At 65.8% G+C, this 24,816-nt stretch carries 31 protein-coding genes and 1 riboswitch; of the genes, 26 read left to right on the top strand and 5 right to left on the bottom strand.

Going from position 1 to position 24,816, the window contains the following annotated elements; genetic code table 11:
- The first annotated feature begins 1 nt into the window (after window position 1).
- The 20 genes from ACIPXZ_RS08770 to ACIPXZ_RS08675 all read left to right on the top strand — a co-directional run bounded on the left by ACIPXZ_RS08770 (window position 2) and on the right by ACIPXZ_RS08675 (window position 16,615).
- Window positions 2–328 (top strand): hypothetical protein, encoded by a 327-nt coding sequence (locus ACIPXZ_RS08770; protein WP_400592530.1) that lies wholly within the window; start codon window positions 2–4, stop codon window positions 326–328.
- Between the two features lie 15 nt (window positions 329–343).
- The gene (locus ACIPXZ_RS08765) at window positions 344–772 is read left to right on the top strand and encodes a Gp19/Gp15/Gp42 family protein (protein WP_400592527.1); all 429 of its coding nucleotides are present in this window, start codon (window positions 344–346) and stop codon (window positions 770–772) included.
- Complete coding sequence (locus ACIPXZ_RS08760) at window positions 769–1,125, top strand: hypothetical protein (protein ID WP_400592524.1); 357 nt, start codon at window positions 769–771, stop codon at window positions 1,123–1,125. Before ACIPXZ_RS08765 ends, ACIPXZ_RS08760 begins: the two co-directional genes overlap by 4 nt.
- Entirely contained in the window at window positions 1,118–1,372 is a 255-nt protein-coding gene (locus ACIPXZ_RS08755; RefSeq protein ID WP_400592521.1) for a hypothetical protein, read from the top strand. Before ACIPXZ_RS08760 ends, ACIPXZ_RS08755 begins: the two co-directional genes overlap by 8 nt.
- On the top strand, window positions 1,365–1,757 hold the full coding sequence (locus ACIPXZ_RS08750; protein ID WP_400592519.1) for a hypothetical protein: 393 nt from the start codon (window positions 1,365–1,367) through the stop codon (window positions 1,755–1,757). Before ACIPXZ_RS08755 ends, ACIPXZ_RS08750 begins: the two co-directional genes overlap by 8 nt.
- A 66-nt stretch (window positions 1,758–1,823) precedes the next feature.
- Entirely contained in the window at window positions 1,824–2,636 is an 813-nt protein-coding gene (locus tag ACIPXZ_RS08745) for an IPT/TIG domain-containing protein (protein WP_400592516.1), read from the top strand.
- Between the two features lie 105 nt (window positions 2,637–2,741).
- On the top strand, window positions 2,742–3,047 hold the full coding sequence (locus tag ACIPXZ_RS08740) for a hypothetical protein (protein WP_400592513.1): 306 nt from the start codon (window positions 2,742–2,744) through the stop codon (window positions 3,045–3,047).
- A 116-nt stretch (window positions 3,048–3,163) separates the two neighbouring features.
- A complete protein-coding gene (locus tag ACIPXZ_RS08735) occupies window positions 3,164–3,424 on the top strand; it encodes a hypothetical protein (RefSeq protein WP_400592510.1) in 261 nt (86 codons plus the stop codon).
- Window positions 3,425–3,428: 4 nt separating this feature from the next.
- Window positions 3,429–7,157, top strand: a complete 3,729-nt coding sequence (locus ACIPXZ_RS08730) for a peptidoglycan DD-metalloendopeptidase family protein (protein ID WP_400592508.1) — start codon at window positions 3,429–3,431, stop codon at window positions 7,155–7,157.
- Between the two features lie 9 nt (window positions 7,158–7,166).
- Entirely contained in the window at window positions 7,167–8,114 is a 948-nt protein-coding gene (locus ACIPXZ_RS08725) for a hypothetical protein (protein ID WP_400592505.1), read from the top strand.
- A 3-nt stretch (window positions 8,115–8,117) separates the two neighbouring features.
- A complete protein-coding gene (locus ACIPXZ_RS08720; protein WP_400592502.1) occupies window positions 8,118–9,236 on the top strand; it encodes a hypothetical protein in 1,119 nt (372 codons plus the stop codon).
- A complete protein-coding gene (locus ACIPXZ_RS08715; RefSeq protein WP_400592499.1) occupies window positions 9,236–10,204 on the top strand; it encodes a hypothetical protein in 969 nt (322 codons plus the stop codon). The genes ACIPXZ_RS08720 and ACIPXZ_RS08715 overlap by 1 nt, the downstream gene beginning before the upstream one ends.
- A gap of 22 nt (window positions 10,205–10,226) precedes the next feature.
- On the top strand, window positions 10,227–10,526 hold the full coding sequence (locus tag ACIPXZ_RS08710; RefSeq protein WP_400592497.1) for a hypothetical protein: 300 nt from the start codon (window positions 10,227–10,229) through the stop codon (window positions 10,524–10,526).
- Window position 10,527: 1 nt separating this feature from the next.
- Window positions 10,528–11,247 carry a collagen-like protein gene (locus tag ACIPXZ_RS08705; protein WP_400592495.1) on the top strand — a complete coding sequence of 240 codons (720 nt, stop codon included), beginning with the start codon at window positions 10,528–10,530 and terminating at the stop codon, window positions 11,245–11,247.
- A gap of 31 nt (window positions 11,248–11,278) precedes the next feature.
- Window positions 11,279–12,289 (top strand): LysM peptidoglycan-binding domain-containing protein, encoded by a 1,011-nt coding sequence (locus ACIPXZ_RS08700; RefSeq protein ID WP_400592492.1) that lies wholly within the window; start codon window positions 11,279–11,281, stop codon window positions 12,287–12,289.
- Entirely contained in the window at window positions 12,286–12,435 is a 150-nt protein-coding gene (locus tag ACIPXZ_RS08695) for a hypothetical protein (protein ID WP_400592489.1), read from the top strand. Before ACIPXZ_RS08700 ends, ACIPXZ_RS08695 begins: the two co-directional genes overlap by 4 nt.
- A gap of 9 nt (window positions 12,436–12,444) precedes the next feature.
- Window positions 12,445–12,792 carry a hypothetical protein gene (locus ACIPXZ_RS08690; protein ID WP_400592486.1) on the top strand — a complete coding sequence of 116 codons (348 nt, stop codon included), beginning with the start codon at window positions 12,445–12,447 and terminating at the stop codon, window positions 12,790–12,792.
- Entirely contained in the window at window positions 12,789–14,846 is a 2,058-nt protein-coding gene (locus ACIPXZ_RS08685) for a hypothetical protein (protein WP_400592483.1), read from the top strand. The genes ACIPXZ_RS08690 and ACIPXZ_RS08685 overlap by 4 nt, the downstream gene beginning before the upstream one ends.
- Complete coding sequence (locus ACIPXZ_RS08680; protein ID WP_400592481.1) at window positions 14,843–15,607, top strand: hypothetical protein; 765 nt, start codon at window positions 14,843–14,845, stop codon at window positions 15,605–15,607. The genes ACIPXZ_RS08685 and ACIPXZ_RS08680 overlap by 4 nt, the downstream gene beginning before the upstream one ends.
- Before the next feature lie 387 nt (window positions 15,608–15,994).
- Window positions 15,995–16,615 (top strand): pyridoxamine 5'-phosphate oxidase family protein, encoded by a 621-nt coding sequence (locus tag ACIPXZ_RS08675; RefSeq protein WP_400592478.1) that lies wholly within the window; start codon window positions 15,995–15,997, stop codon window positions 16,613–16,615.
- Here the strand turns inward: ACIPXZ_RS08675 and ACIPXZ_RS08670 are convergent.
- The gene (locus ACIPXZ_RS08670) at window positions 16,558–17,478 is read right to left on the bottom strand and encodes a hypothetical protein (protein ID WP_400592475.1); all 921 of its coding nucleotides are present in this window, start codon (window positions 17,476–17,478) and stop codon (window positions 16,558–16,560) included. The genes ACIPXZ_RS08675 and ACIPXZ_RS08670 overlap by 58 nt on opposite strands.
- A 300-nt stretch (window positions 17,479–17,778) precedes the next feature.
- On the opposite strand from ACIPXZ_RS08670, the gene ACIPXZ_RS08665 reads away from it, so the two are divergent.
- The 4 genes from ACIPXZ_RS08665 to ACIPXZ_RS08650 are packed head-to-tail and all read left to right on the top strand — an operon-like array spanning window position 17,779 to window position 19,507.
- Complete coding sequence (locus ACIPXZ_RS08665) at window positions 17,779–18,321, top strand: hypothetical protein (RefSeq protein ID WP_400592472.1); 543 nt, start codon at window positions 17,779–17,781, stop codon at window positions 18,319–18,321.
- Entirely contained in the window at window positions 18,293–18,829 is a 537-nt protein-coding gene (locus tag ACIPXZ_RS08660; RefSeq protein ID WP_400592469.1) for an FUSC family protein, read from the top strand. Before ACIPXZ_RS08665 ends, ACIPXZ_RS08660 begins: the two co-directional genes overlap by 29 nt.
- Window positions 18,830–18,876: 47 nt before the next feature.
- Window positions 18,877–19,086 (top strand): helix-turn-helix domain-containing protein, encoded by a 210-nt coding sequence (locus ACIPXZ_RS08655; protein WP_400592466.1) that lies wholly within the window; start codon window positions 18,877–18,879, stop codon window positions 19,084–19,086.
- On the top strand, window positions 19,079–19,507 hold the full coding sequence (locus ACIPXZ_RS08650; protein WP_400592463.1) for a Clp protease N-terminal domain-containing protein: 429 nt from the start codon (window positions 19,079–19,081) through the stop codon (window positions 19,505–19,507). Before ACIPXZ_RS08655 ends, ACIPXZ_RS08650 begins: the two co-directional genes overlap by 8 nt.
- Window positions 19,508–19,516: 9 nt before the next feature.
- Here ACIPXZ_RS08650 and ACIPXZ_RS08645 read toward each other — a convergent pair whose 3' ends face one another.
- Together ACIPXZ_RS08645 and ACIPXZ_RS08640 are read right to left on the bottom strand one after the other, a co-directional pair.
- Window positions 19,517–19,852 carry a DMT family transporter gene (locus tag ACIPXZ_RS08645; protein WP_400592460.1) on the bottom strand — a complete coding sequence of 112 codons (336 nt, stop codon included), beginning with the start codon at window positions 19,850–19,852 and terminating at the stop codon, window positions 19,517–19,519.
- On the bottom strand, window positions 19,853–20,167 hold the full coding sequence (locus ACIPXZ_RS08640; RefSeq protein ID WP_400592457.1) for a DMT family transporter: 315 nt from the start codon (window positions 20,165–20,167) through the stop codon (window positions 19,853–19,855).
- An 11-nt stretch (window positions 20,168–20,178) separates the two neighbouring features.
- A riboswitch (guanidine-III (ykkC-III) riboswitch) is annotated at window positions 20,179–20,241 on the bottom strand.
- 109 nt (window positions 20,242–20,350) lie between these two features.
- On the opposite strand from ACIPXZ_RS08640, the gene ACIPXZ_RS08635 reads away from it, so the two are divergent.
- Entirely contained in the window at window positions 20,351–21,268 is a 918-nt protein-coding gene (locus tag ACIPXZ_RS08635) for a Bax inhibitor-1/YccA family protein (protein WP_400592455.1), read from the top strand.
- A gap of 108 nt (window positions 21,269–21,376) precedes the next feature.
- Here ACIPXZ_RS08635 and galK read toward each other — a convergent pair whose 3' ends face one another.
- Both galK and galT read right to left on the bottom strand, forming a co-directional pair.
- Entirely contained in the window at window positions 21,377–22,543 is a 1,167-nt protein-coding gene (galK, locus tag ACIPXZ_RS08630; protein ID WP_400592452.1) for a galactokinase, read from the bottom strand.
- Window positions 22,540–23,718: a galactose-1-phosphate uridylyltransferase gene (gene galT / locus ACIPXZ_RS08625; RefSeq protein ID WP_400592449.1), complete on the bottom strand. Its 1,179-nt coding sequence runs from the start codon at window positions 23,716–23,718 to the stop codon at window positions 22,540–22,542. The genes galK and galT overlap by 4 nt, the downstream gene beginning before the upstream one ends.
- A gap of 147 nt (window positions 23,719–23,865) precedes the next feature.
- Between galT and ACIPXZ_RS08620 the strand changes: the two genes are divergently transcribed.
- The gene (locus tag ACIPXZ_RS08620) at window positions 23,866–24,798 is read left to right on the top strand and encodes an aldose 1-epimerase family protein (RefSeq protein WP_400592446.1); all 933 of its coding nucleotides are present in this window, start codon (window positions 23,866–23,868) and stop codon (window positions 24,796–24,798) included.
- The last annotated feature ends 18 nt before the right edge of the window (window positions 24,799–24,816 follow it).

The raw sequence follows: 24,816 nt of genomic DNA, 5'->3' as shown, positions 1-24,816 counted from the left end.
CATGACGGAGACCCAGTACGTGGCGAACATCGCTCACCTGAAGGTCGAGATCGGACCGGCGGACGGGCACCGCGTGGCGCGCATCATCGAACACGGAAACCCGCTCCCGGTGGGCATTGATCCGGCCAAGCTTGAGCAGCTCGAAGTGCTCGGCCTGATCACCGCCGTCCAACCCGAACCCGAACCGGACCCGGACGCCGAAGCCAAGGCAGCCGCCGAAGCTCAGGCCAAGGCGGATGCCGCCGCGCAGGCCAAGGCGGATGCCGAGGAGAAGGCTAAGGCCGACGCCGCCGCGAAGGCCGCAGCGGCCAAGACCCCGGCCAAGTAGAGAGGAGGGCCCGTCATGGAGGACCTGGCAACCATTCAACAGGTGACCGCCGCATGGCGGGCCCTCACACCGACGGAGACGACCCGCGCCGAGTACTACCTCAGCGCAGTCTCCCGCCGGATCCGCCGCCTCTACCGCGACGTCGACCAGCACATAGCCTCCGGAGACCTCGACCAGGACGACGTCTCCGACGTCGTTGTCGAGCTCGTCCTCGACAAGCTCGGTGCCGGACCGACACGCAACTCACGCTCGTGGTCTCAGACCACCGGACCCTTCGCTCAGCAAGTCACCCTCCGCGGCGACACCGCCGACGGCGACTACACCCTCCTGCCCTGGATGATCGAAGTCTTCGAAGGACGCGTCACCGCCGCACACCCTGCGGGATCGTTCCCGCCCTCCGGACACTACGAGTCACTGGGCATCTGGAAGGAAAACGTCCGGTGAGCGGGTGGGGACTCTTCGACGCACTGCTCAACGCGATCCGAGAGCCGCACACCGGCGCAGGGAAGGACGATTTCGGCAACGCAACCGAGACCTTCGGGCCTGCAGAATACATGCCGATTTCATCCTTCGACCCAGGCGGCTCCCGGGTCGTGTTCGACGGCGGGTACGAACGTCGCGTCGTCACTGAACCAATGCTCATCGCACCCTACGAAACGGCGCTCGCCGACCGGGACCGGGTCACCATCCCCGGGCACGGAACGTTCATCGTGAACGGCGTACCGGATCGGTGGTCACACCCCATGCCGGGTATGCCGTCCGGCACCGTAGCGAAGCTCAGGAGGGTCGATGGCTAAGAAGAACGGACGCAACAGCGGTTTCGTCAAGCAGGTGCTCAACAGCAAGGCCGTTCAGGACCTTGTTCTGGCGAAGGCCAAGGAGGTGGCGCGCGCCGCCGGCGGGGAGTCCATGGGTTTCAAGGTCACGGACCTCGTCCTGGAGGACACGCGCTCGGCTGCTTCGGTCATGGCGCTCGGCCATGCCGCGAATCACAACCGGAAGCACCACTCCTTGATCCGGGCGATGGACGCAGCTCGTGACTGACTTCATCGCATCCCCTGAACCGACTGTCCTCGCAATCGCCTTCATCAAGCAGCACTTCCTTGATGCGGAGGTAGGGCAGAAGATGCCGGCCGACCGTCCGGACCTGTTCATTCAGGTCACCGACACCGGGGGAGCAGGCCGGCACGACGTCGTGATGGACGAAGTCCGGCTGACCTTCGATGTCTATGCGAAAGACTCCTCGACGGCGTCCCGGGTGGCCCGGGATTTATTCGGGCTGTTGTGGGTGTGGCCCGAACGCCATACCGGGGTGTACCGCCGTCGCGGTTGGTCACGCCCTGCATGGGTCCCCGACGACGTGACGGGTCAGGCCCGGTACGTGCTGACGGCGACCCTCGATTTCAGAGGGGAACGAAGAACCCTCTAAACCACCCGCCAGGGTGGTGCCTGTCCCTGATCAGAGCCGACGCAACCCTCTGAAAAGGAACCTCTCATGGCCAATGGAACCGATGCCATTCTTACCGGCACCCCGCTGACCGCAACGGGCGGCGTGTGCTTCAACGACCCTTCGGGCGTCATGCCCACCGACGCTACCGACGCTCTCGACTCGGCCTTTGTCAAGGCCGGGTATATCGGTGAGGACGGTGTGGTCCGTACGACAGACGCCTCGGACGAAAAGATCAAGGCGTGGGGCGGCGACGTCGTCAAGATCGTCCGTACCGAGCACTCGATCGTCTACAAGTTCTCCTTCCTGGAGTCGGCGAACGCCGATGTCCTCAAGCTGATCCATGGTGCCGAGAACGTCATCATCACGGGCCAGAAGATCCAGATCAACCAGACGTCCAAGTTGCCCGTGCGCAAGGCATTCGTCCTGGACATGCGGGACGGATCGATGGCGATCCGTGAGTTGATCAAGAACGGCCAGATCACCACCAGCGGTGACGTGACGTTCGTCCACTCGGATGTCATCAAGTACGAGGTGACGATCGAGGCCTTCCCCGACAACGCGGGCGTGAAGGCTGTCTCGTACATCGACCAGCTCACGGCAACCGCGCCGACGGTGACCGGGGCGACACCATCCGGTGCCGCAGCGGGCTCCCTGATCACGATCAAGGGCGCAGGCTTCACCGGCACGACCGGCGCCACGGGCGTGAAGATCGGCGGCACGAACGCGACCTCGTACACCGTCGTGGATGACACCACCATCGTCGCGACCATCCCGGCCGGTTCTGCCGGGTCCGTCCCGATTGTCGTGACCTCCCCGGCTGGAGCGAGTGCCGCATTTTCCTACACCCGCGGCGCATAGCCATCGGGTCCTGACCCCGGTGCCCGTGGTTTTCCACCGCGTCGGCTCGCCACGGGCACCGGTCAACACCTTCAAGAGCCACGCACCCCACGACAAGGAGCCGACATGCCTACGTCCAAGACCCGCAAGAAGAACGCCCGTAAGCAGCCCAAGCGATACCGCATGGTCACCTTCGCCCACGAGCTGTTCGAGGACGATTTCACCCTGCCGGACATCTCCCAGATGCCCGGCAGCGTCGTCGTCGCCATCAACCGCGGCCAGCTCGATGTCATGTATGACTGGCTGCGCGAGTGCGGTGTCGACCCGGACTCGGTGGATGCGATCAGCACTCTCGACCCGGAAGAGACGCAGGCGTTCCAGAAGGACTGGTCCGACGGGAACCTGGCGGACCTCCCAAAATCGTCAGACTGATCCGTCTTCATAGCGAGCACCGGGCCGCGTTCGAAGCAGTGCTGATCGAACGCGGCCTGCGCTGGCGTGACGTCGGGTCACCCGAATTCACCTGGGATGACTGCTACGCGGTCGTCATGACAACCCCGTTTGATTCGGCGCTGAACCGGGCCATCCATCCCAAAACCTGGCACTGGAACGACCCTCGGACCGACTTCCTCGCCACCCAGGTAGACCTCCTGGGCCAAGGCGTCGCGTCCCAGGCCCGGCGCCCGGGAGTTAGAAAGTCGGATCTGCCTAAGCGGATCCCGCGCCCGTGGGAGATCGAGCAACACGAAGAGAAGCTCCGGGCGACGGCCATGCCGATCGACGAGCTCAACCGATCTTTGGGGTGGTGATTTCTTGTCTTCCGCAGCTGAACTCATGGTCGGGTACATCACGATCGCGGCCGAAGGGTCGCAACTGACCAAGGACCTGGGGAAGGCATGGGCGACTGCAGAGTCCGGCGCCGCCAAGACGGGCAAGGCCATCGGCAAGGCCCTGACGGCCGGTGCCGGATCGGACATCAAGAGGCTCGAGGATGACGTCATTCGCGCCGAGCAGCGCGTCTCGGCAGAGGCGGAGCGCTCGGCGACGAAGACGGAAAACGCCAAGCGGAAGGTCCAGATCGCCCAGCTGAAGCTGCTGGAAACGGTCGACAAGTACGGTAAGAGCTCCTCCCAGGCGATGGTCGCCGCGGACCGGCTCTCGCTGTCGGAACAGAAGTTCAAGGCCGAAACTCTCGCCGCGGCATCCGCGCAGAACAAGCTGCAGTCGGAACTGGACCAGTCCAAGAAAGCCCTCACGGACGCCCGTGCCGCGTCCCAGTCCAGTGCGCAGGGCTTCGCCACCGGGTGGAAAGGTGTAGGCCAGCGCATCGCGTCCTACGCCAAGTCCGGTGTGAAGCAGGCCGGCGACGAGGCCAGTGCCCAGGCCAAGAAGGAAGGCGCCCATTCCGGGGGCCTGTTCTCGGAGGCGTTCAAGGGCGCCGTCGCGGGTCTCGCCGCGGGCATGGGCCTTGCCGAGCTAGGCCGTGGCATCTGGGACGGCATCCAGGGCGCAGGCGACCTGGAACAGTCCATCGGGGCCGTCGACTCGGTCTTCAAGAAGTCCTCCGCCCAGATCCACGGGTGGGCCGTCAACGCGAAGACCGACGTCGGTGTCAGCCGCAACGCCTTCAACGAGCTCTCTGCCCTCCTTGGCTCCCAGCTGAAGAACGCCGGAACCCCGATGGACCAGCTCGCAGACAAGACCCGCGAACTCATCGGCACCGGCGCCGACCTGTCCAGCATGTTCGGTGGGACGACCAAAGACGCGATCGAGGCCATCTCCTCAGCTCTGAAGGGCGAGATGGACCCAATTGAGAAGTACGGCATCACTCTCAACCAGGCCACTCTCGAGGCGACAGCTCTCTCCGCTGGTCTCCTGAAGCCGGTCAAGGACTCCGCGAAGATCCAGGCGGCTACGGGCAAGCTCGAACTCGCCCAGCGCCGCTACAACGAAGCCGTCCGCAAGTCCGGTGCCGACAGCACTCAGGCGCTCGCGGCCAAGAACGCGCTCGCATCCGCTGAGGCTGGATATCAGAAGGCCGCCGCGGGGTCGATCCCGGAGATGGACTCCCAGACCAAGGCAATGGCGGTGCAGTTGGCGATCGCCAAGCAGTCCGTCGACGCGAAGGGCAACTTCGCCCGCGAAGAAGACACCTTCGCCCACAAGCAGCAGGTCGCTGCCGCCGGGTGGGAGGACGTCTCGGCCAAGATCGGTGAGCGGTTCCTTCCGATCGCGACCATGGCCATGGACTTCCTGGGCAACCAGGCCGTCCCGGCGATCGACGCCGCGGTCATGGGTCTGGGCCAGTTCGGTGGATGGGTCCAGGAGAACGCCGTCTGGCTCGTCCCCTTGACCGCCGCCATCGGCGGCTACGTGGCCGTCCTCACCGGGCTCTCAATCGTGAACACTGTCCGGGGATGGCTCCAGGCTGCCGCAGCGGCCCAGTGGGGCCTGAACCTGGCCATGAACGCCAACCCGATCGGCCTGATCGTAGCGGGAATCGCCGCCCTCGTCGCCGGCCTGGTCTGGTTCTTCACCCAGACCGACCTCGGACGGGAGATCGTCGCGAACGCCTGGGCATGGATCCAGAGCGCCATCGCCGGGGTCGTCTCGTGGTGGAATTCCACCCTGATCCCGGTCCTGCAGACCGTGGGCCAATGGTTCTCCGACGTCTGGTCAGGGGCCGTCACCGTCGTCCAAGCAGCGGCGGCGTGGATCGGGCAGGCAGCACAGAACATCGGGTCGTGGTTCTCGACCTACGTTGTCGCACCCGTTGCCGCGGGCGCCCATGCCGTCGGCTCGGCGCTGACATGGCTCTACACCACGATCTTCCAGCCGATCTTCGGCTTCATCGGTGAGCTGATCCGTGTCTGGTGGCAACTGGTCTCCGGGATCTTCCAGCTCGCGGTCGGGTTCTTCCAAAAGGTCCTCGGACCGGCGATCTCCGCCCTGTGGACGACGTACGTGCAGCCCGTCTTCACCGCCATCGGCAACGCCGCGACGTGGCTGTGGCAGAGCATCATCCTGCCCTACTTCACGTTCTGGGTCACGATGTTCACCAAGACCATCCCGGCCGCGGTGACATGGCTCTACCAGAACGCGATACAGCCGATCTTCACCGCCATCGGCAACGCCGTGCGCTGGGTATGGACGACCCTGCTGAAGCCGACGTTCGACGCGTGGGGATACATCTTCACCACCGTGCTTCCCGGGGTCTTCCGCTGGTTCAAGACCAGCATCGTGGACCCGATTTGGAATGGCATCAGCGGCACCATCACCGCGGTATGGCAGAACGGCATCAAGCCAGTCTTCGACACCCTCGGATCCTTCATCCGTGACAAGGTCGCCCCGGCCTTCCGGGCCGGCGTCGACACCGTGAAGAAGATCTGGGACGGACTGATCGAGGTCGCCAAGGCCCCGGTCCGTTTCGTCGTCAACACCGTGATCAATGACGGTCTCATCGGAGCCTTCAACTCCGTAGCGGGCTGGCTGAAGATGGACAACCTCAAGATCGCACCCGTGCGACTCCCGCAAGGATTCGCCGAGGGCGGGTGGACAGGACCCGGCGCGAAATACACGCCCGCCGGCGTCGTCCATGCCGACGAGTTCGTCTTCACCAAGGAACAGACCAGCCGATTCGGTGTCGGGAACATGTACGCGCTCGCGGGCATGCTGGACCACGGATACGCAGGCGGCGGCTTGGTCAACCCGGTGCGTGGGGCGATGCCGATCTCGCAGCCGTGGAACCCGGTCCACAAGGGCACCGATATTGCAGTGCCCGTGGGGACCCCGGTCTATGCGGCGCTGACGGGCAAGGTCAACTGGGCCGGTCCTGGAGTGCAGTTGCCGGGCATCTGGGGTGGCAATGAGATTCACATCAACGACGGTGCCCGGGAAATCTGGTACGCCCACCTGTCACAGGTCGGGGTGAAGGATGGGCAGATGGTGCGTGCCGGTCAACGGATCGGAGCGTCCGGAAACACCGGCATCAGCTCGGGCCCACACCTGCATTTCGGTCTGTTCAACGGCGGCTACCCCAACAGCATCGACCCGATGCGGTTCCTGTCCGGCGCTCAGGCTGACGGCGGCGGCTTCAACCCGATAGCAGGCATCGTCGACGGTCTCGTCGGGAAGGTCAAGGAAGCGTTCCCCGCGGGAGGCTTCTTCATTGACCTCGTCTCAGGGTTCGTGAAGAAGTCGCTCAACGACGTCGCCGCCTCCGTGGGAAAGATGATCCTCGGCAACAGCGACGGCGCCGCAGCGGGCGCTCTCTATGACGACGGGGGCTGGCTCATGCCCGGAACACAGATCGTTACGAACGCCACGGGGCGGCCGGAGCCGGTGTTCACCGCAGATCAGTGGGACGCCCTGAAATCGGTCCTCGCCCCTGACTTGACACCGGCCGCACCAGGTCCGGGCTCGGGGACTGGGCTAACGGTGAACGGGAATGTCTACGGGGCGTCAGCACACGAGGTGGTCGAGGTCATTGAGCGGAAGGCGCGGCGAGCTCAGGCCGTCTACGCCGTCGGGAACATCAGGTAAGGAGCGACCGTGGCAGGAATCGTGTATGGGGCGCCCTACGTCCCGCCCTCTGCACCAGTTGACCAGTTCGACGCCTTGATGATGACGTGGACGGGTTGGGACGGTTCCGTGTGGGATCTGACCGACCCGTCCGCGGGCGTCTTTCTACGCAAGGAAGGCGTCGAAGGCCTCGGTTCGCCAGAGTGGCAACACTGGACCAAGAAGTCCCCGGCCATTGCGGGACAACGGCACACCGGCAGCATCGCCCAGGAGCGCAAAGTGTTCTGGCCGGTCTTCCTGTACCACGACTCCTCGTCCATGGACTGGGTCTATCTTGACCGGGCGTTCTGGCACTCCTTAGACCCGGACATGCCGGGGACGTGGACCGTGTCCCTCCCGGACGGATCGAGCAGGTATCTGCCATGCCGCTTCGAATCCACCACTGACAGTTACGTACTGGACCCTGTCCGGCATGGGTGGGCCTCCTACGGGATCTCCCTCACGGCTGACGACACCTTCTGGCGCGGCCCAACGGTTTCGCAGTCGTGGACGAACGCGACACCGCGGAGCTTCTTCAACGCCCCCGGCAGGGCGACGCCGTTCCAGATCACGTCGGCCTCCACGATGGCGACGGCGGCGATACCGAACCCCGGTGACGAGGATGCGTGGCCGGTGTGGACGATCGTGGGTCCGGCCACGCTCGCAACGGTCGGGGTGGGCTCCTCGGTCGTGTCGATACCGTTCGAGATCCCTGACGGCAAGGCCGTCGTGGTGGACACCGACCCTACCGAGCAGCTTGCTCTCTACGGCGATTGGGACGGTGCGCGGGTCACGAACGCGGTTGATCGAACCGTCGATCTGGGCTCGGCTTCCTTCGCTCCCATTCCCCGCGGCACGTCTGTGCCGCTGAATATCAGCCTGACCGGATCCGGATACATCAGGGCTGACATCAACCCCCGATACAGGAGAGCGTGGTGAGCCGTGGCGAAGAATCCATTTCATCTCGACATCGTCACGAAGGATTTCCGGTGGGCTGGAGTCCTGGGGGATGCCGAGGAGCTGCACGCGTCCCCGGCCCACAATGCGCAGCCGACGGCCATGATCACGGTGCCTGCCCGATCGAAGAAGATTCCCTTGCTCATCGAGGAAGGAACCCGAGTGGAAATCACCCACGACGGACGGTTCCTGATGGGCGGGCCGCTTCTGGAGGCGACCGGGGCTGGCCCGGCCGTGAACGGCACGATGACATTCCTCCTGATGGACGACTACCGGCAACTGAGCAGCTTCCTGTGCTGGCCGGTGCCCGGGAGCCCGTTGTCGAGTCAGAACAGCGAGTACCACAAGGTCTCGGGCCCGGCGGAGACCGTGCTGAAATCCATTGTGACGGCGAACGCAGCCCGCATGGGCCTGCCGATCAGTTGTGCCCCGGATCTGGGACGAGGAGCCCGGATCAACGCGGCCATGCGCTTTCACACCATCGAAGAGCGGCTCGGGACCGCACTTGATGCCGCCGGCATCGGGGTCACCGTGCGCAGGGTCGGCACAGGATTCGTGGTGGACTGCTACGAACCCCGCAGCTACCCCAAGACGCTGACCGAGGAGTCCGGAGTCGTCACCTCATGGGAGTGGAAACGCAAAGCCCCGGAAGCCACTGACGTCATCATCGGTGGGCAGGGCGAAGGAACCGCCCGGGTCTTCAAACACTTTGCCGCCCCAGACGACCGTGCCACGCGATGGAAAGACCGGCGTGAAGTGTTCCGTGATGCACGGGACTCCGACGACGAAGGCGACGTCTACGCGACCAGAGCATCTGAGACCTTCGCCGAGACCGCACAGAAAACCGGCCTCAAACTCGGCCTCTCCGAGACCAAGAACTTCCGCTACGGCACCACCGTCACGGTCGGGGACAAGCTCAGCGTCCAAGTCGGTCAGGGGCTAACGATCACCGACATCCTCCGCCAAGCCGACATTTCCTGGACACGCAACGACGGGGAAGACATCACACCGACGATGGGCGAGTTCGAATCAGCGGACGACATCTACGCCCGCGCCCTCAAAGCCATGGCGAAGAACACCAACGACCTTCAAAGGAGCCGATAATGGCCATTGTCTCCGCCGGATACGACGGCACCGTTGACGAAGTCCAGTGGGCCGCACTGGCTCCACGCGTCGGGCGCGGCCGCTACGGAGTCGTTGGCGCCAACGACTGGAAGGTCAGTCCCCATCCGTCGACAGCGCAGGCCGTCAACGTGGCTTCTGGCGTCGGATGGGGTTGGGGAGTACTAGACGACTCAGATGCCATCCAGACTGTGCAGTGTGACCCGATCACCTCCGGCACACGATGGGACATGATCTGCACGCACCGTGACTGGACACCACCAAACGGCGCAACCCTGGCCCGGAAGATCACCGGCAGTTCCGCCAAACAGCTCCCACCACGTGACAGTACTCCCGGAGTCTCCGATGACCAGCCCCTGGCCCTGGTCCAGTGGACCGCGGGCCAGACCCAGCCAACGGCAATTGTCGATCTCCGGACGTGGGCCGGCCCCGGCGGAGTCATTGCGAAGGATCAGCTGGTACTGGGCTTCCTCGGTGATCTCGGAACGTGCGTCCGTGTCGCGGACGTCGAATGGGTCTACGGGCTGGGGGCCAACGACGTGCCGGTGTGGTCGAACCCGGACGCCGGTGCAACGTATGCGTTCGTGGACAACCTACCCAATTACGACTTCAACGGCCCTGTCGTGGTGAAGCGGGTGTCGCCGACAGTGCGTGAGATCGAGGTCGCGGTGTCGATGATCCGGAAGGGGAACCTGGGCAACCCGATGTCATCAGAGGCTCAGGACATGGGCGTCGTTCTTCCCGCAGCGGCGATCGGTGCCGGGAACTCGGTCATCGGTAGCAGCCCGCTCTCCCTTGTCGATGCGGCGGCAGGTAGCAAGTCCACTGCGGAGGTCTTCTGGCAGCTGAGGCCAAGTGACGGCAGGCTCTTCATCTGGTCTCCAGCAGCCTTCACCTGGGGAACGGAGCGGCTGATCACGCTCAACTGCAAATTCCGGGTGACCGGGTGACTGTCATGGAGGTTTAGGACGTGTGGAACTGGATGTATCGGGCCTCACGGCCTTTCTTGGCATTGCGATCACCGCGGTCGGCGGTCTGGGCGGGTTCTTCATCCGTAGGGCCGACCGTAAGCGTGAACGGAGGGAGGCCGTTGTGGAAGAGATCCTGAGGCAGCGCATCAAGGAGCTGGAGATGGAGGTCGCCTCGGCACGGGCCAGCGAGGACAAAGCAGTTGATGCGCTCCGCCAAGTCGAACGAACCGCGATGAAGTGGCGCGGGCAACTCACCGCCGCCAGCATCGTCCCCGACCCTGCCGATCTGCCGGAGGTGTGAGATGACGAGCGAAGAGAGCGACCAGAAGCTGAAGCTCGCGCAACAGGACGTGGAGAAGTCCCGGCGCGGGGACCGCCGAACCAAATTCAGTCTCCTCGTCCTGTCGGTGGTCCTGGCCCTGCTGGTGATGGTGTGCGGAGTCCTGGCCTGGCAGAACGGCAGCTACGCCGCCCAGGCGGCCGATGCTGCGCAGGCCCAGGCGGCAGAGAAGAAGTCCCTGGCTGAGCAGGTCGCCGCGGCGTGCGTCAAGGACGACTTCAAAACCACACCCCAGGGCAAGCAGGTGTGTGACAGGGCAGACCAGGTCGCCAAAGACACCTCGCCGATCACCGGTACGAAAGGCGACCCCGGAATTCCGGGGGCTGACGGAATCAACGGCAAGGACGGGGCGCAAGGGCCGAAGGGCGACACAGGACCTACCGGGGCGAAAGGCGCTACCGGGGACACCGGGTCGACTGGATCAAGTGGTGTGGCAGGCGCGCAAGGAGCTCCCGGAGCTCAAGGTCTACCGGGCGCGCAGGGCGATCCGGGGGCCAAGGGGGACAAGGGCGACACCGGAGCCGCCGGGGCGAAGGGCGACCCTGGTGCTCCAGGCCGGGACGGTGCGCCGCCGGCGGGCTGGACGTTCACGTACAACGGCGTGGACTACCGATGCACGCCCCAACCGCCCGGATCCACCACCTACACCTGCACAGCAACCACCCCGAGCCCGTCTCCCTGACGGGCTCGTCTCATATCCAGGAAGGACCATCATGACTCTGCACGGAATCGACGTCAGCGGATGGCAGGACGGGATCGACCTCGCCGCCGTCCCCGCGGACTTTGTGATCATCAAGGCCACCGGAGGCACGGGCTTCACCTCCTCCGCCTGTGACCGGCAGTACCAGGCCGCGAAGAAGGCCGGACGCCTGCGCGGCATCTACCACTTCGCCCGCGAACAGGGGTTCCAGGGGACCGCCGTGGAGGAGGCTGACTACTTTCTCTCCCAGACCGCCGGATACCTCGATCCAGAAACGATTCTGGTCCTGGACTGGGAAGGCGACAACGTGCACGACGTCGCCTGGGCGAAGACATGGCTTGACCGGGTCAAGGCCCGCAGCGGCAAGACCCCGCTGATTTACATGTCCGCATCGGTCGCCCGGGAAGCCGACTGGTCACCGGTCGCGAAGGCCGGGTACGGGCTCTGGATTGCCGCCTACATTCTCGGCTACCAGCAGATCAGCGGCTACATGGTCCCTGACGGGCTTCTCCCGGTCCCGGCGTGGCCGTTCGTGGCCATGCACCAGTTCACCTCCGCCGGACGGCTCCCCGGGTGGGCGGGGGATCTGGATCTGAATGTGTTCTTTGGGGACCAGGCGGCCTGGTTGAAATACGCCGCCAAGGCAGGCAACCCTGTGGCACCGGCCCCGAGCAAGCCCGCCCCGCCGAAACCAGCCCCGGCCCCGGTACCGAAGCCCACACCGGCGGGAACGTACACGGTGAAGCCCGGAGACACCCTGGGCGGGATCGCTGCGTCCCTCGGCACCACGACGGCCGCGCTCGCGGCCCTGAACGGTATCCGGAACCCGGACTATATTCAGGCCGGGCAGGTCCTCAAGACCACTGGGACGGCGCCTGCAGCCCGGACGTACACGGTGAAGCCAGGAGACACTCTGGGCGCGATCGCCGCGCGCTTCGGCACTGATTGGCCGACGCTGGCCCGGCTCAACGGAATCCCTGACCCCGACCGGATTTTCCCCGGCCAAGTCCTCCGCCTCCCATGAGACCCCGCTCCCGGGCCGCGCTCGTCATCCTCACGGTGACGAGCGCGGCCCTCGCCGTCTCATACCTCGCAGCATCTCTCGCTGCCTCAGCGAACCAGCTCTACTCGTTCTTCCTCGCCGCGCTCGCCGTGGCCACGACGCCGTAGGAGGCCCTCGTGCTGACCAAGATTCTTCGTACTCTGGTGCCCTACTTTTGGGGCATCGTCGTGACGTGGCTGTTGTCTATCCTCCCGGTCCTGGAGCCTCTGCGTGACGATCTCCTGGCCCAGGCACCGGTGCTGGTCCTGGTGATCGGGTCCGTGATGTCCGGGCTCTGGTACGTCCTGTGGGAGTGGCTGCGGCCACGCCTGCCGGACTGGCTCGTCCGGATCCTCATGGGGTCCGCGAAAGGGCCCGTGTACCTGGCCCGTCACGCCGCGTCTGCCGACACCCAGGAGACGCCTACGTTGGTGGACCACTCTGAGTCTGGAGCAAGGCATCTGGCGCGAGAGGGGGAAGAATGACGACGTACCAGTTTGATCAGCAGCTGGTCGCGGATCCGTACAGCTTTGCCCGGGCCGTCGACGCCGAGGTTCTGGTTGTCGCCTCCGATGACACGACGAACGCGGTCCCGTTGGCGTTGCAAGACCTCAACGGGGTGGTCTTGCCGAATCCGCTGACCTCCAGCCGGGACGGATTCATTCCGGCCTTCCGGACCACGACCCCGCAGGTGAAGCTGGTCGCAGGTGATCTCGTTGTCCCGGCGGCGTCGTATGCGGCCGTCCTGGATGAGGCCCGCGCGGCCCGGGCGTTTGTCGAAGGAATCGGTGTTGCTGAGACGATCACCGTCCCGTTCGGCGACCCGGCATCGATGGTGATGGACTCCCAGGGAAAGATGACGGTCAAGCTTCCCACTGGCGCTCCTGGACTGCCCGGCCCGGGGTCCGTACCAGCCGACTCAGCCGTCGCGGCCTACATCAATCGCTCGACGACAGAGACGGCCCAGGCCCTTGCCGCTCAGGTTGGCCCGGTCCAGGCTTCGGTCACGACGGAACAGGCTGCCCGGCAGGGCGCGGACGCTACGCTGCAAGCCCAGATCAACGGACTCGCGACGTCTGGAATGACGGTCGCCGGTGCATGGTCGGCCCAGCCGTACGCTGCACGCACAGTCGTCACCTATGGCGGTGTCGCGTACCTATCCAAGACCGCTACCATTGCCGGAGACGTCCCCGGCACCTCCGCACTCTGGGCCGCTTGGCCCAACGGCTACGACCCGGCCGCAGTCCGCCGGGCAGATCCCGGCGTCCCCGTCGTAGACGCCCAGGCGTCAACGACGTGGCAGGAAGTCTCCGTCGACGCCCAGGGCCGGGTGGTCGAGGGCATCGACGCCACCGGCACCCGCAACTTCCCGACCGTGAACCTTGCTGGCGCGGTGGAGAGCGACGACCGGGCCGGGGCGACCGACACCGGATATCAAGAGGTGTCGATCGATGCGCAGGGCCGGGTGATCGAGGGTATCGACAGGGACGGCCGACGCTTCTTCACAGAGGTGGCCATCGCGGGGGCTGCGACCACCGAAGACGGCGTGTCGGGGTCCGGGTACATCTCAGTGGAGACGGACGCGGCGGGGGTGATCATCCAGCCCACCGCCATCGACGCGCAAGGCAGGACACCCGACTGGGTGCTGGAAGCGGAAGGGGCGCGCCGGCGCACCGCCGTCTACGGGGTGGCCTGTGTCGGGGATAGCCTTACGTGGGGTTTGGGCGGGACACCGTACCCGACCACGCTGGCTGGTCTGATCCCGGTCCCGGTGACGAATTACGGCATCTCAGGGCACATGAGTTCAGAGATTGCGTTGCGGGCGGGAGCACTGACCGTGTCCGTGACGGTGACGGGCGGACAGATCCCGGCCGACACGTCGCCGGTCCCGGTGACGGTCCTTCCCACTGGGACGTGGCGGGGCGGGTACACCATCCCCTACCCGGGCACCCTCGCCGGCGTCGTCGGCACCCTGACATGGGCGAGCAACGCGTGGACCTTCACCCGCGCCACCGCAGGGGCCCCGGTCACTGTCCTGCCCGAGACGCCGTTCGTGTACGGCGGCGTGACCTCGTACGTGTACGGAACACCATCGGGGCCGGGCGCGGCGCAGCCGATGACCGGGCTGATCTACTGGGCCGGACGGAACAACCCCTCCGACACCGCCACGATCCTGAGGGATGCTCACGCGGTCGCGCAAAAGGCCCAACGACTCGGGACCCCGTACCTGATCCTGTCCCCACCCAATAGCGGCACCGAGCCGTCCGGGTCCGCCGGATATGTGGCCCTCAAAGCCGCATGGGATCAGCTCGCAACCGAGCACGGGGAGTACTACTTCGACGTGAGGGGCTGGCTCATCCGCAACGGACTTCAAGTCGCGGGGATCACGCCGACCCATGCGGACACGGACCGGATCGCCGCCGATCAGATCCCCGCATCCCTGATGAACGACAACCTCCACCTCAACTCTGCTGGGTACACGGCCGTCGCCAAGATCCTCGCTACCGTCACCACCGCGAAAGGCTGGTACACCCCATGACCATCGTCCGGAAGTATCCCTTCACCATCACCAACCCCGGGAACCGGCCCACCTACATGGGAGGCCCGCCAGCCCTGGCCAGCGTCACGCCCGTGCTCCGGTTCTCCGCGATCAACACCGCCGGTGACGGTGCAGCTTTGCAGAAAGTACCCAACTACGGGTCCCTCGGCGGAAGCTTCACCGCCAAGGGTCCGGCCAGCTCACCCACAAAGCATGTCTCCGGTGCACAGCAGTGGCTCAGCTTCGACGGCGTGGACGACCTCCTCACCGCGACCACCGCATTGACCGGATTCACAGGGACCGACCCGGCCCTGTTCTGGGCCGTCGCCAAAACAGACACCCAGAACAGCGACTACTCAGGCCCCCTCGTGGCCAACAGCTCCGATACCCGGTGGGGCTTCCTCGGGTGGAAGGGCGGCGCAGCAAGAGAGCTTTGCGCATGGCGTGGAGGGTCCGTGCAGGTATCCACCATCGCCATGTCACTGGGCCAGTGGGCGATCATCCTCACCCAGTACCGGCCCGATGGAACGGCCATCGTGCAACGCGGTCTGAATGCCTCCCAGACCTTGACGGGTGTCGGGACCAACGCCGTCAGCGGCGTCCCGCAAATCGGCTGGAAAAACCCGACCACGAACGGCGCATTCGCCTCAACACAGATCGACATCATGGAAGCCGGCATCGCCAAGATCGACGCCGACGCCACGACCCGTACCGGACTGATCAACGAGCTCAGCACCATCTACGGGGTATCCGCTACGTAACCGAAAGGCGCCCCACCCGTCTGGCCGGGTGGGGCGCCTTTCGGCATTTAACACACAGACATAGGGGCTCAACGGTAAGACATCGGCGGGTCATCCTGCCGGTAGTGCAGGACCATGTACCCATCCGGAACCTGCCCCATCGCGGCTTCCCGACTGGCGCGTTCGCTGAAAACAGGTCACGAGCTTGGTGGGAAATTTGGTGGGAAATTTCCGTGACAACCGGTGATTCCAGGGGACGAACGGGGGAACGAAAACCCCGAGAATCCGGGGGCGCGGGATGACCGGTGACGTCAGGAGATGCGCGGAACTGAAACTTAAAATCCGCGCAGTCAGGGTTCGAGTCCCTGTTGGGGCACGCTGGTGAGACCACCGTGCGACGATGAAGTCATGGCGACGCAATACGAGCAGCTCAATGACCGGCTCACGGAGTTCATCCGGGAACAGCATGTCTACTTCGTCGCGACGGCGGCACGGGACGGACGCGTCAACGTCTCGCCGAAGGGCCTGGACTCGCTGCGGGTGCTGGGGCCGAACAAGGTCGTCTGGCTCAACGGGACCGGCAGCGGCAACGAAACGGCCGCCCATCTGCTCGACACGCCCCGCATGACATTGATGTTCTGCGCGTTCACCGGCAAGCCGGTCATCCTCAGGCTCTACGGCACGGCCCGGGCCGTGCATCGGGGGGACGCGGAATGGGACGGTCTTCTGGCGCTCTTCCCTCCGCTGCGTGGGGCTCGCAACATGTTCATCCTGGAGATCGATCTCGTCCAGACCTCGTGCGGCTTCGGAGTGCCGCTCTTCGAGTACCAGGAGCAGCGGACTCTGATGGATTCCTGGGCTGCGCACAGGGGCGAGGACGGGGTACAGAGCTACCAGCAGGAGCGCAATCGTGTCAGTATCGACGGTTTCGCGACGGGATTGCCGGAGCGTTCACATGACGCCGGGCCGGTTCAGAGCCGCGAGAACCACAGGACGCCGAACATGGACGGCACGCGCACGCCCCAATAGGCGACGGAGAACACGCCCATGATCAGCAGGAGCGCTCCCGCGATGGTCAGAAGCACGCGCGGCCGGGCCGTGCTGAAACGCTGGAGGGCTGGGCCGGCCAGTGCGATGAATCCCAGGAACAGCACGCTGATGAGCACCATGTTTCCAAGCACCACGAGGATCATCATGGCACTGCCGCCGAGGACGTTCCCCGATGCGGCAGCCTGTTCGAGAACGTCCCGGAACATCGGGTACGGACGCCCGACCAGAAGGAGCCCGAGAAGCGCTCCGAAGGCGATCAGGCTGCCCCGTCCCGGCCGGAGGGAGCGTCCCCGGAGGTAGAGGGTCGCGACGATGATGAGACCCACCCCGAGCATCACATTGATGACCGATGCCTGGCCGAGCCGGGGAGGGATGCCGCCCGTGCTCTGTGAGTCCAGCATGGGAAGAGACCGCGCGCTGAGCACGACGACGGCGCCATAGAGGGCAGCGACGATCATCTGTCCGATCGCCATGGCGCCCAGTTGTCCGCTGGCGACTCTGACGAGCGCCCACCTGCCGGGTGTCCCTCCGCGATTGGATGCGGCCAGGGGCCCGAGAGAGGCGAAGCACGCGACATTGCAGGCCGTGAATGTTCCAGCGAGGCCGGTCACGGCGGCGACGACCAGGGAACCGAGCCATCCGGCGGTTGCCAGGTTCGCATCGCCCAGCACGGCGTGCGCAATCCCTTGACCGACCACCTTGTCGACGAAATTGGGGTCCCAGAGCAGTGTCAGGAACAGTCCCGCGGCAATGGCGAGGCCCGCGATGAGGATGCGAGGTCTCGCCGCGGCATGGGCGAGGGGGGAGGTGCCGGGCGGTATCACGGTTTCCGAAGCGGACATCGTGGCCTCCTGAGTGGGGAGTGGGGGGAGGAGCGGCTGCCGTTCCTTCATTCTTGGGACGCCGACGCACCGGTGTCAATACATTTTTGACAACTGAGTGTCAAAAATTAACAAATAGGGAGTGTGGTCTCGGAAACGGAGCCTCCCTTCGTGGCCGATGGGGTGCGGCGTTTTCCGCAGGAGTGTGACGGGCCGGTTGGCCCCGGTCGCTCCGCTCGTCCTACGATTTTCCGCAGAGGGATTCCGAAAGGACTTCCATCAGATCAGACGATGCCTCGGTGTCCCGAAGGAAAGGCGCCGGTGGGCATTCTCCTGAACCTGGGACGAGAACTCGTGACCACGGGGCCGGACGGAAACCATGGTGTGGCGGCCTGGCGCGTGGCCCTGAGTGTCGGGCTCCCGGTGATCTCCTTGCTCCTCCTGGGGCGCGCGGAGTGGGTCATTTTCGTGGTCTTCGGCTCCTTTGCCAGCATGTACGGTCGCGACGAGCCTCGGACCCAGCGCATTCTTCATCAAGCCGAGGGCGCGGGCCTGCTCATCGCCGGAGTCGCCCTGGGGAGTGTGCTCGCCTCGCTTCAGGTGCCGATCATGACGCTGATTCTCGTCGAGGCGGTCTTCGCCGGCCTGGCATCCGTCCTTGCGGATGCGGCACGCTTGAATCCTGTAGGTCCGTTCTGGGCGATCTTCGCCCTCGGAGCCTGTTCTTCGGTGCCTCCTGCGCTTCCCTTCTGGGTTCCGCCGCTGCTTGCCGCGGCTTCGGCTGCGATGAGCGTGTTGCTGAGCTTCCTGATCCAGGGGGGGCGGATCAGGGTCTGTGAGCGAGCCTCGAAGAGTCCGCCGTGAACGGCCTTGGCGCGACGCCGAGATCCGGAGGCAGGCTCTGCGGTACCTTCTGGCCGTGGGGCTGGCGGGCACGGCGGGTCTCGTCACCGGATGGGGTCATGCCTATTGGGCGATGGCGGCAGCGGCCGTCCCGTTGGGCGCGGCGGCGCTCGGGGAGCGCCTTCGCCGCGGCGTCCACCGCGTCGGGGGCACTCTTCTGGGCATCGGCTTGACGGCGCTGATCCTCTGGCCCGACCCCGCGGTCCCCGTGCTCGTGCTCCTGATCCCGGTCCTGCAGTTCCCGGCGGAGTTGTTCATGCGACGGCACTATGGTCTCGCCCAGACCTTCTTCACGCCCCTGGTGCTCCTTGTGACGCTTCTGGCTCATCCCGGCAATCCGGAGGTGATCCTCCTGGACCGCGCCCTGGAGACTTTGCTCGGCGCCGTCGTCGGGATGACGGTTGCGGTGGTGCTTCGCACGCGGAAGCCGTCGACTCCCGAAGGTGCAGCTCCCGGCTCCGCGCAATAGTGTCAGTTTGGCTTGACAACGCCATGGTGTCAGTTCAAACTGACATCATGGACCTTGAGAAGGAATCACAAGCAACGGACCCGGCCACCGGCTTACGGGCGGCCACCGCCCTGCGCCGCCTGGCTGAACGCGTGGAAGCGACGCACGTGGCGGCCGCGCGGCGGGCCGGCTGGTCCTGGGAGCAGATCGGGGCCGCCCTGGGCGTCACCAGGCAGTCGGTCCATGCCAAGTATGGAAAGGTGGAACACCATGTTTGAACGATTCGCACGGCAGAGCCGGGAGGCGGTCGTCTTCGCGCTGGAAGAGGCAGGCCGCCGCGGGGACCGCAAAGTCGGAACCGAACATCTGCTCTTCGGCACACTGCACGATCCCGAAGCGGCGCAGCTTGCCGGCGTCGGGCCGTCCGATGTCCGGCGAGTGGAGGAGGAACTGGACCGTGAGGCACTGAGTGCCGTCGGAGTGGAAGTCGACGAGTTCGGGCCTCTCGCTCCAGCGGCCGGGGCGGCCCGCCTGCCGTTCACGCCGGGTGCGAAGGCGGTTCTCCGCAGGGCGCTGGGTCACGCGGCAGGAGAGAAGTCCCGCACCATCGACGCACGTCACCTCCTCGCGGCCCTCCGGGAATGTGAGAAGGACGAAGCCGCCGCCGTCGTCCTGGAGAAGCTGCGCAAGGAGGGCTGACGACTCGCCTCAGCCTTCGCGGGTCTTACTGCTGGGCAGCAGCTTCAGGCCGCCGACCGCCGCGATGATCCCGAGAATGAAGATGAGCTTCGGCACGCTCACGGATTCGTGGCCGGTGAGCATCGCGTAGCCCACCGTCAGTGCCGCGCCGACCCCGGTCCAGACCGCGTAGGCGGTGCCCATGGGAATGTGTTTCGCGGCCCAGCCGAGGCCGATCATGCTCAGGACCAGGGCGACGGCGAAGACCACTGTCGGGAGCGGGTGCGCGAAGCCTTCCGACAGCCCCAATGCGGTGGCCCAGACGGCTTCCAGAACGGCGCTGAGCAACAGGATGATCCACGGCATTCAGCTCACCGCCTTCAGGCCGACGACGCTGGCCACCAGGAGCGCCAACAGTGTGATGCGTGCAACCGTGGCCTTCTCCTGGCGGGTCACCATCGCCCAGACGGCCGTGAGACAGGCGCCGATCCCGACCCAGACGGCGTAGGCGGTGCCCACCGGCAGTTCACGCATGGCATAGGCGAGGCCCACCATGCTGGCGGCCGAGGTGATGAGGAAAAGGAGTGCGGGTTTCCACTTCCGGAATCCCTGCGAGGCGGCCAGGGCTGAGGCCCAGACCGCTTCAAGGACGCCGGAGAGGATCAGGACGATCCAAGCCATGACGATGTCTTCCTGAGTCAGTCTTGTCCAGTGCGGGTACTGCTCCCTCGTCCGCAGGCCGTTGAGGCCTCGTCTTCGAGTCTACCCAAAGAGATCCTCGGCCGAGGCCGGGAACTCTTTCCCACGCCCGCCCGTTGGCCTTGGTAGCTTGGACTTATTCGCACCGAGACCAGGAGGATAGAAATGGCTGCCGGTGGCAACCCGATCTTCAACGGCAAGAACTTCCGTGGGGCCCTGCAGGCTCCGCCCCCGCCCAGCATGACCAACCCCTACGGACAGCAGGCGCCCGGCCAGACCGGGTATGCGCAGCCGGGATATGGCCAGGCTCCCTACGGGAACCAGCCGGGTCAGCAGGAGCTCTCCGCTGAGCAGCTGCAGCGGATGTACTCGCAGCCCTCCGCCGGGCCTGCGCAGACGGGGCGGATGACGTTCGACGATGTCATCGTCAAGACGCTTCTCTGCCTCGGTGCGGTCCTGGTGGGTGCGGCGATCACGTGGTTCAGCAGCCTGGGGGTCGCTGCCATGCTCATGATCGTGGGTGCCCTGGGCGGCTTCGCGCTGGCCATGGTGAACACATTCAAGCGTGAGCCTGTTCCGGCCCTGATCCTGAGCTACGCAGCGCTGGAAGGACTCTTCCTGGGTGGCCTGACCAAGGTCCTCGAACTGAAGCTCCCCGGCATCGGTCTGCAGGCCGTGCTGGCGACTCTCGCCGTGTTCGCGGTGACTCTGCTTCTCTTCACCTCGGGCAAGGTCCGCGCGACGCCGAAGATGACCCGCTTCTTCCTCATCGCGATGCTGGGCTACGCGGCCTTCAGCCTGGTGAACTTCTTCCTCATGATCTTCGGCGTGGTCCAGGATCCGTGGGGGCTGCGTGGCAGCATCCACATCTTCGGCATCCCGCTGGGTGTGATCGTCGGTGTTCTGGCCGTGGTCCTGGCCGGATTCTCGCTGATCATGGACTTCACCAATATCGAGGCCGGCGTTCACAACGGCGCCCCGGCCCGCTATTCCTGGACCGCCGCCTTCGGACTCACCGTGACGCTGGTCTGGCTGTACGTCGAGTTGCTGCGCCTGATCGCGATCCTGCGAGGCAACGACTGATCCTCGGGTAAAACCTGGACAACGACGACGGCGCCGCTCACCGATGAGGTGAGCGGCGCCGTCGTCGTTGTCGACGTTTCCGCTCGTCTCGGCGAGTGGGTGGCCTGATCAGGCGAGTCGCCGGGCTCCTTCGGCGGGTGAGACTGCGAACAGCTGAGGTTCGGTGAAACCGGCCGCGCTGAACGCCTCCAGCACTGCGGCCCGGACCTGGGATTCCACGGCCCGCGGTGTCAGTGCGATCGCCGAACCGCCGAAGCCGCCGCCGGTCATGCGCGCGCCGAGCGCCCCGGCGTCCCGCGCGCTGGATACGGCGAGGTCCAGTTCGGGGCAGGAGATCTCGAAATCGTCGCGCATCGAGACGTGGCTCGCGTCCAGCAAGGAGCCGATGGCGGCGGCGCCCTCGGACTTCAGGGCGGAGACGGTTTCCAGCACCCGGGCGTCTTCCGTCACCACGTGGCGTACCCGCCGGAATGTCAGGTCGTCCAGGAGTTCCTTCGCGCGGGGAAGGTCGTCCACACCCAGGTCCCGGAGTGCAGGAACCCCGAGGGCCGCGGCACCGGCTTCGCAGGCGGCCCGGCGGCTCGCGTATCCGCCGTCGCTGTGGGAATGAGCCACCCGGGTATCGATCACGAGCATCAGGAGGTCGTCCGCTTCAGCGTCGAAGGGGATGAGCTCCACGCTCTGATCCCGGCAGTCCAGGAAGACCGCATGGCCCCGTTCGCCTCGCAGGGAGGCCGACTGGTCGAGGATGCCCGTGGGCGCCCCGACGAAGTCGTTCTCACCCTTCTGCGTCAGCAGCACGAGCTCCTGGGCACTCAGTGAAGCTCCCGTCAGCTCCGCCAGGGCCGTGATGGTGGCGCATTCGATGGCATGGGAAGAGGAGAGCCCCGAGCCGAGCGGCACCGTGGAGTCCAGGAACAGCTCGAAGCCGGGCACCCGGATCCCGCTCCGTTCCAGGGCCCATGCGACTCCCAGCGGGTAGGTGGCCCAGCCATAGCCTCCCTGCGGCTCCAAGGAATCGAGATCGAACTCCAGGACGCCGTCGGTCCCCTGAGCGGAGACGAGACGGACCGTGCGTGAATCAGGCAGGGTCCGTACGGCGACCCGGGCTCGCCGGTCGATGGCGAAGGGAAGGACGAATCCGTCGTTGTAATCCGTGTGCTCGCCGATCAGATTCACCCGGCCCGGGGCCATCCAGACGCCGTCGGCCTCGTGCCCGAAAACCTCCCGGAAGGAAGTGAAGAGGTCCTGCTGTTCATGCTCGGGGCTGGTCATGCGTGCAGTCCTTGGGTCGGGGCGGATGCCGGATAAGACGGGGCGGATGCCGGATAAGACGGGGCGGATGCCGGATAGGGCGATGCGGAAGAGCGGAGCCTGGCAGCGACGGATTCGGGGGTGACGTCGTTGATGAAGGCCCCCATCGCGGCCTCCGAACCGGCCAGGTACTTCAGCTTGTCCGCGGCGCGGCGCGGCGAGGTGAGCTGGAGGTGGAAGCCCATGGCCTCACGATAGCCAGGCGACAGCGGTGCCTGATGCCAGGCCGCGATGTACGGAGTGGGGGAGTCGTAGAGTCCGTCCACCCGGCCGAGGAGATCGAGATACAAGGTGGTGAGTTCGTCCTTCTCGGCCGTGCTGAGGGCGGCGAAGTCAGCCACCCGGCGATGCGGCGCGAGGTGCACCTCGAGCGGCCAGCGGGCGGCGAAGGGGACGTAGGCGCTGAAGTGATCACCTTCCAGGATCATGCGGGACCCGTCTGCGCGTTCGCGGCGGACCAGGCCTTCCATCAGGGTCTCGCGGTGACCGTGCTCTCCCCAATAGGCCACCGCGGGGCGCGCCATGGCCTCCGCCCGGGGGGTGACGTAGGAGTACGCGTAGATCTGGCCGTGCGGGTGGTGGAGGGTCACGCCGATGTCCGCGCCGCGGTTCTCGAAGGGGAAGACCTGCCGGACTCCGGCGAGTGCTGACAGTTCCCGCGTCCGGTGAGACCAGGCCTCCACGACGGTCCGGGCACGATCCCACGGCAGCTCTGCGAAGGAACCGGTGTGCTCCGGCGTGAATGTCACCACCTCGCAGCGGCCCGATGCCGGGGCCAGGGTTCCCCAGGCAGGGCTGCCGGGGAGTTCTCCGAGCACCGGACCGAGCGAGGGGAAACGGTTCTCGAAGGCGACCACCTCGTAGTCGTGCTCGGGGATCTCCGTGGAGCGCTCGGAACTGCTCGGGCAGATCGGGCATTCGCGGGCGGGTGGCAGATGCGTGCGGGTCTGGCGGTGGGCGGCGACCGCCACCCATTCGCCACTCAGGGCGTCGTAGCGGACCTGCCCGGAGCCGTCGGGACCGTCGGTGCGGGCCGGCAGGTCCCGGGCGTCGGGCAGCGGACGGCGCCCCGCTTCGGTGTCGAAGTAGAGAATCTCGCGCCCATCTGCGAGCTGTGCGCGTGTCACGTGCGTCATGGCTGCCCCTGTACTCGGCTGGCCGACCGGGCGGTCGACGCTCTCATGCTATCAAAACGAAGACTTTCTAACATTAATTAACATTAATGATCGTCCAAGGGGTGATCGCGGTACCCCGTGAGGCTTTCATTTCGGTACGGTGGTGCCATGCCCGCAACGCCCCATGCCCTCCGCGACCGCTGCGCCAGCGGCGCCCAGTACCGACTCGAACGGGGCGGCGCCGCCGTCGTCGTCACCGAACTCGCCGCCGCCCTGCGTAGTTACAGCGTCCGAGGAATAGCGGCCACCGAGACTTTCGGCGATGACCAGATTCCGCCCGGGGCCTGCGGAATCACCCTGGCGCCCTGGGCCAACCGGGTGGAGGACGGGCGCTGGGAGCTGAACGGCTCCACGCAGCAACTCGACATCACCGAGGTGGGCAGGAGCAATGCCATTCACGGCCTGCTCCGCAACGCGCCGTACCGCTGCCTGGAACAGGGGAGTGCCCATGTGGTGCTGGAGTCCCCCATCTTCCCGCAGCACGGATATCCATTCCTCACCAGGCACCGCGTCCGCTACGAGCTGGACGAACGCGGCGGACTCGCGGTCACCCAGAGTCTGTACAACGACGGCGACGCCGCAGCACCCGTTGTGCTGGGTGCGCACCCGTACCTCCGGATCGGTGATGCGGCACCCGAAGAGCTGAGCCTCACCGTCCGCGCGGGCTCCTGGCTCGAAGCGGACGAACGGCTCATCCCGCACGCGGTCCGCGCCGTAGACCACCCCCACGATCTCCGGGGCGGTGTGAAGCTTGCGGAACTCGATACGGACACCGCCTACACGGCGCTGGAGCGCGACGACGACGGGTGCGCGCGAACCATCCTCCAGGACGCCGCCGGGCGGCGGCTGACGCTTTGGCAGGACGAGCGCTGCGGTTATGTGCACGTCTTCGCCTCGCCCGGATCCTGGGGGCGTTCGAAAGCGCTCGCCGTGGAGCCCATGACCGGGCCGGCCAACGCCTTCAACTCCGGGGACGGGCTCAACTGGGTCCAGCCGGGCGAGGAGTTCCGGATGAGCTGGGGTCTCTCGGCCTCCTGGTGAAGGAGCCTGGACCGCCCG

Origin of the sequence: Arthrobacter sp. NPDC090010, assembly GCF_044748305.1 — a bacterium.
Lineage (GTDB): Bacteria > Actinomycetota > Actinomycetes > Actinomycetales > Micrococcaceae > Arthrobacter_E.
This window is presented reverse-complemented; position numbering and strand designations above follow the sequence as displayed.

Bases quoted from the DNA above. Each gene is read 5' to 3' on its own strand.
- ACIPXZ_RS08670 (WP_400592475.1), bottom strand. From the start codon at position 17,478: ATGTCCGCTTCGGAAACCGTGATACCGCCCGGCACCTCCCCCCTCGCC.
- ACIPXZ_RS08715 (WP_400592499.1), top strand. From the start codon at position 9,236: ATGGCCATTGTCTCCGCCGGATACGACGGCACCGTTGACGAAGTCCAG.
- ACIPXZ_RS08705 (WP_400592495.1), top strand. From the start codon at position 10,528: ATGACGAGCGAAGAGAGCGACCAGAAGCTGAAGCTCGCGCAACAGGAC.
- ACIPXZ_RS08675 (WP_400592478.1), top strand. From the start codon at position 15,995: ATGGCGACGCAATACGAGCAGCTCAATGACCGGCTCACGGAGTTCATC.
- ACIPXZ_RS08685 (WP_400592483.1), top strand. From the start codon at position 12,789: ATGACGACGTACCAGTTTGATCAGCAGCTGGTCGCGGATCCGTACAGC.
- ACIPXZ_RS08735 (WP_400592510.1), top strand. From the start codon at position 3,164: ATGACAACCCCGTTTGATTCGGCGCTGAACCGGGCCATCCATCCCAAA.
- galK (WP_400592452.1), bottom strand. From the start codon at position 22,543: ATGACCAGCCCCGAGCATGAACAGCAGGACCTCTTCACTTCCTTCCGG.
- ACIPXZ_RS08655 (WP_400592466.1), top strand. From the start codon at position 18,877: ATGGACCTTGAGAAGGAATCACAAGCAACGGACCCGGCCACCGGCTTA.
- ACIPXZ_RS08765 (WP_400592527.1), top strand. From the start codon at position 344: ATGGAGGACCTGGCAACCATTCAACAGGTGACCGCCGCATGGCGGGCC.
- ACIPXZ_RS08740 (WP_400592513.1), top strand. From the start codon at position 2,742: ATGCCTACGTCCAAGACCCGCAAGAAGAACGCCCGTAAGCAGCCCAAG.
- ACIPXZ_RS08640 (WP_400592457.1), bottom strand. From the start codon at position 20,167: ATGGCTTGGATCGTCCTGATCCTCTCCGGCGTCCTTGAAGCGGTCTGG.
- ACIPXZ_RS08695 (WP_400592489.1), top strand. From the start codon at position 12,286: ATGAGACCCCGCTCCCGGGCCGCGCTCGTCATCCTCACGGTGACGAGC.
- ACIPXZ_RS08770 (WP_400592530.1), top strand. From the start codon at position 2: ATGACGGAGACCCAGTACGTGGCGAACATCGCTCACCTGAAGGTCGAG.
- ACIPXZ_RS08745 (WP_400592516.1), top strand. From the start codon at position 1,824: ATGGCCAATGGAACCGATGCCATTCTTACCGGCACCCCGCTGACCGCA.
- ACIPXZ_RS08680 (WP_400592481.1), top strand. From the start codon at position 14,843: ATGACCATCGTCCGGAAGTATCCCTTCACCATCACCAACCCCGGGAAC.
- galT (WP_400592449.1), bottom strand. From the start codon at position 23,718: ATGACGCACGTGACACGCGCACAGCTCGCAGATGGGCGCGAGATTCTC.
- ACIPXZ_RS08645 (WP_400592460.1), bottom strand. From the start codon at position 19,852: ATGCCGTGGATCATCCTGTTGCTCAGCGCCGTTCTGGAAGCCGTCTGG.
- ACIPXZ_RS08635 (WP_400592455.1), top strand. From the start codon at position 20,351: ATGGCTGCCGGTGGCAACCCGATCTTCAACGGCAAGAACTTCCGTGGG.
- ACIPXZ_RS08755 (WP_400592521.1), top strand. From the start codon at position 1,118: ATGGCTAAGAAGAACGGACGCAACAGCGGTTTCGTCAAGCAGGTGCTC.
- ACIPXZ_RS08700 (WP_400592492.1), top strand. From the start codon at position 11,279: ATGACTCTGCACGGAATCGACGTCAGCGGATGGCAGGACGGGATCGAC.
- ACIPXZ_RS08650 (WP_400592463.1), top strand. From the start codon at position 19,079: ATGTTTGAACGATTCGCACGGCAGAGCCGGGAGGCGGTCGTCTTCGCG.
- ACIPXZ_RS08620 (WP_400592446.1), top strand. From the start codon at position 23,866: ATGCCCGCAACGCCCCATGCCCTCCGCGACCGCTGCGCCAGCGGCGCC.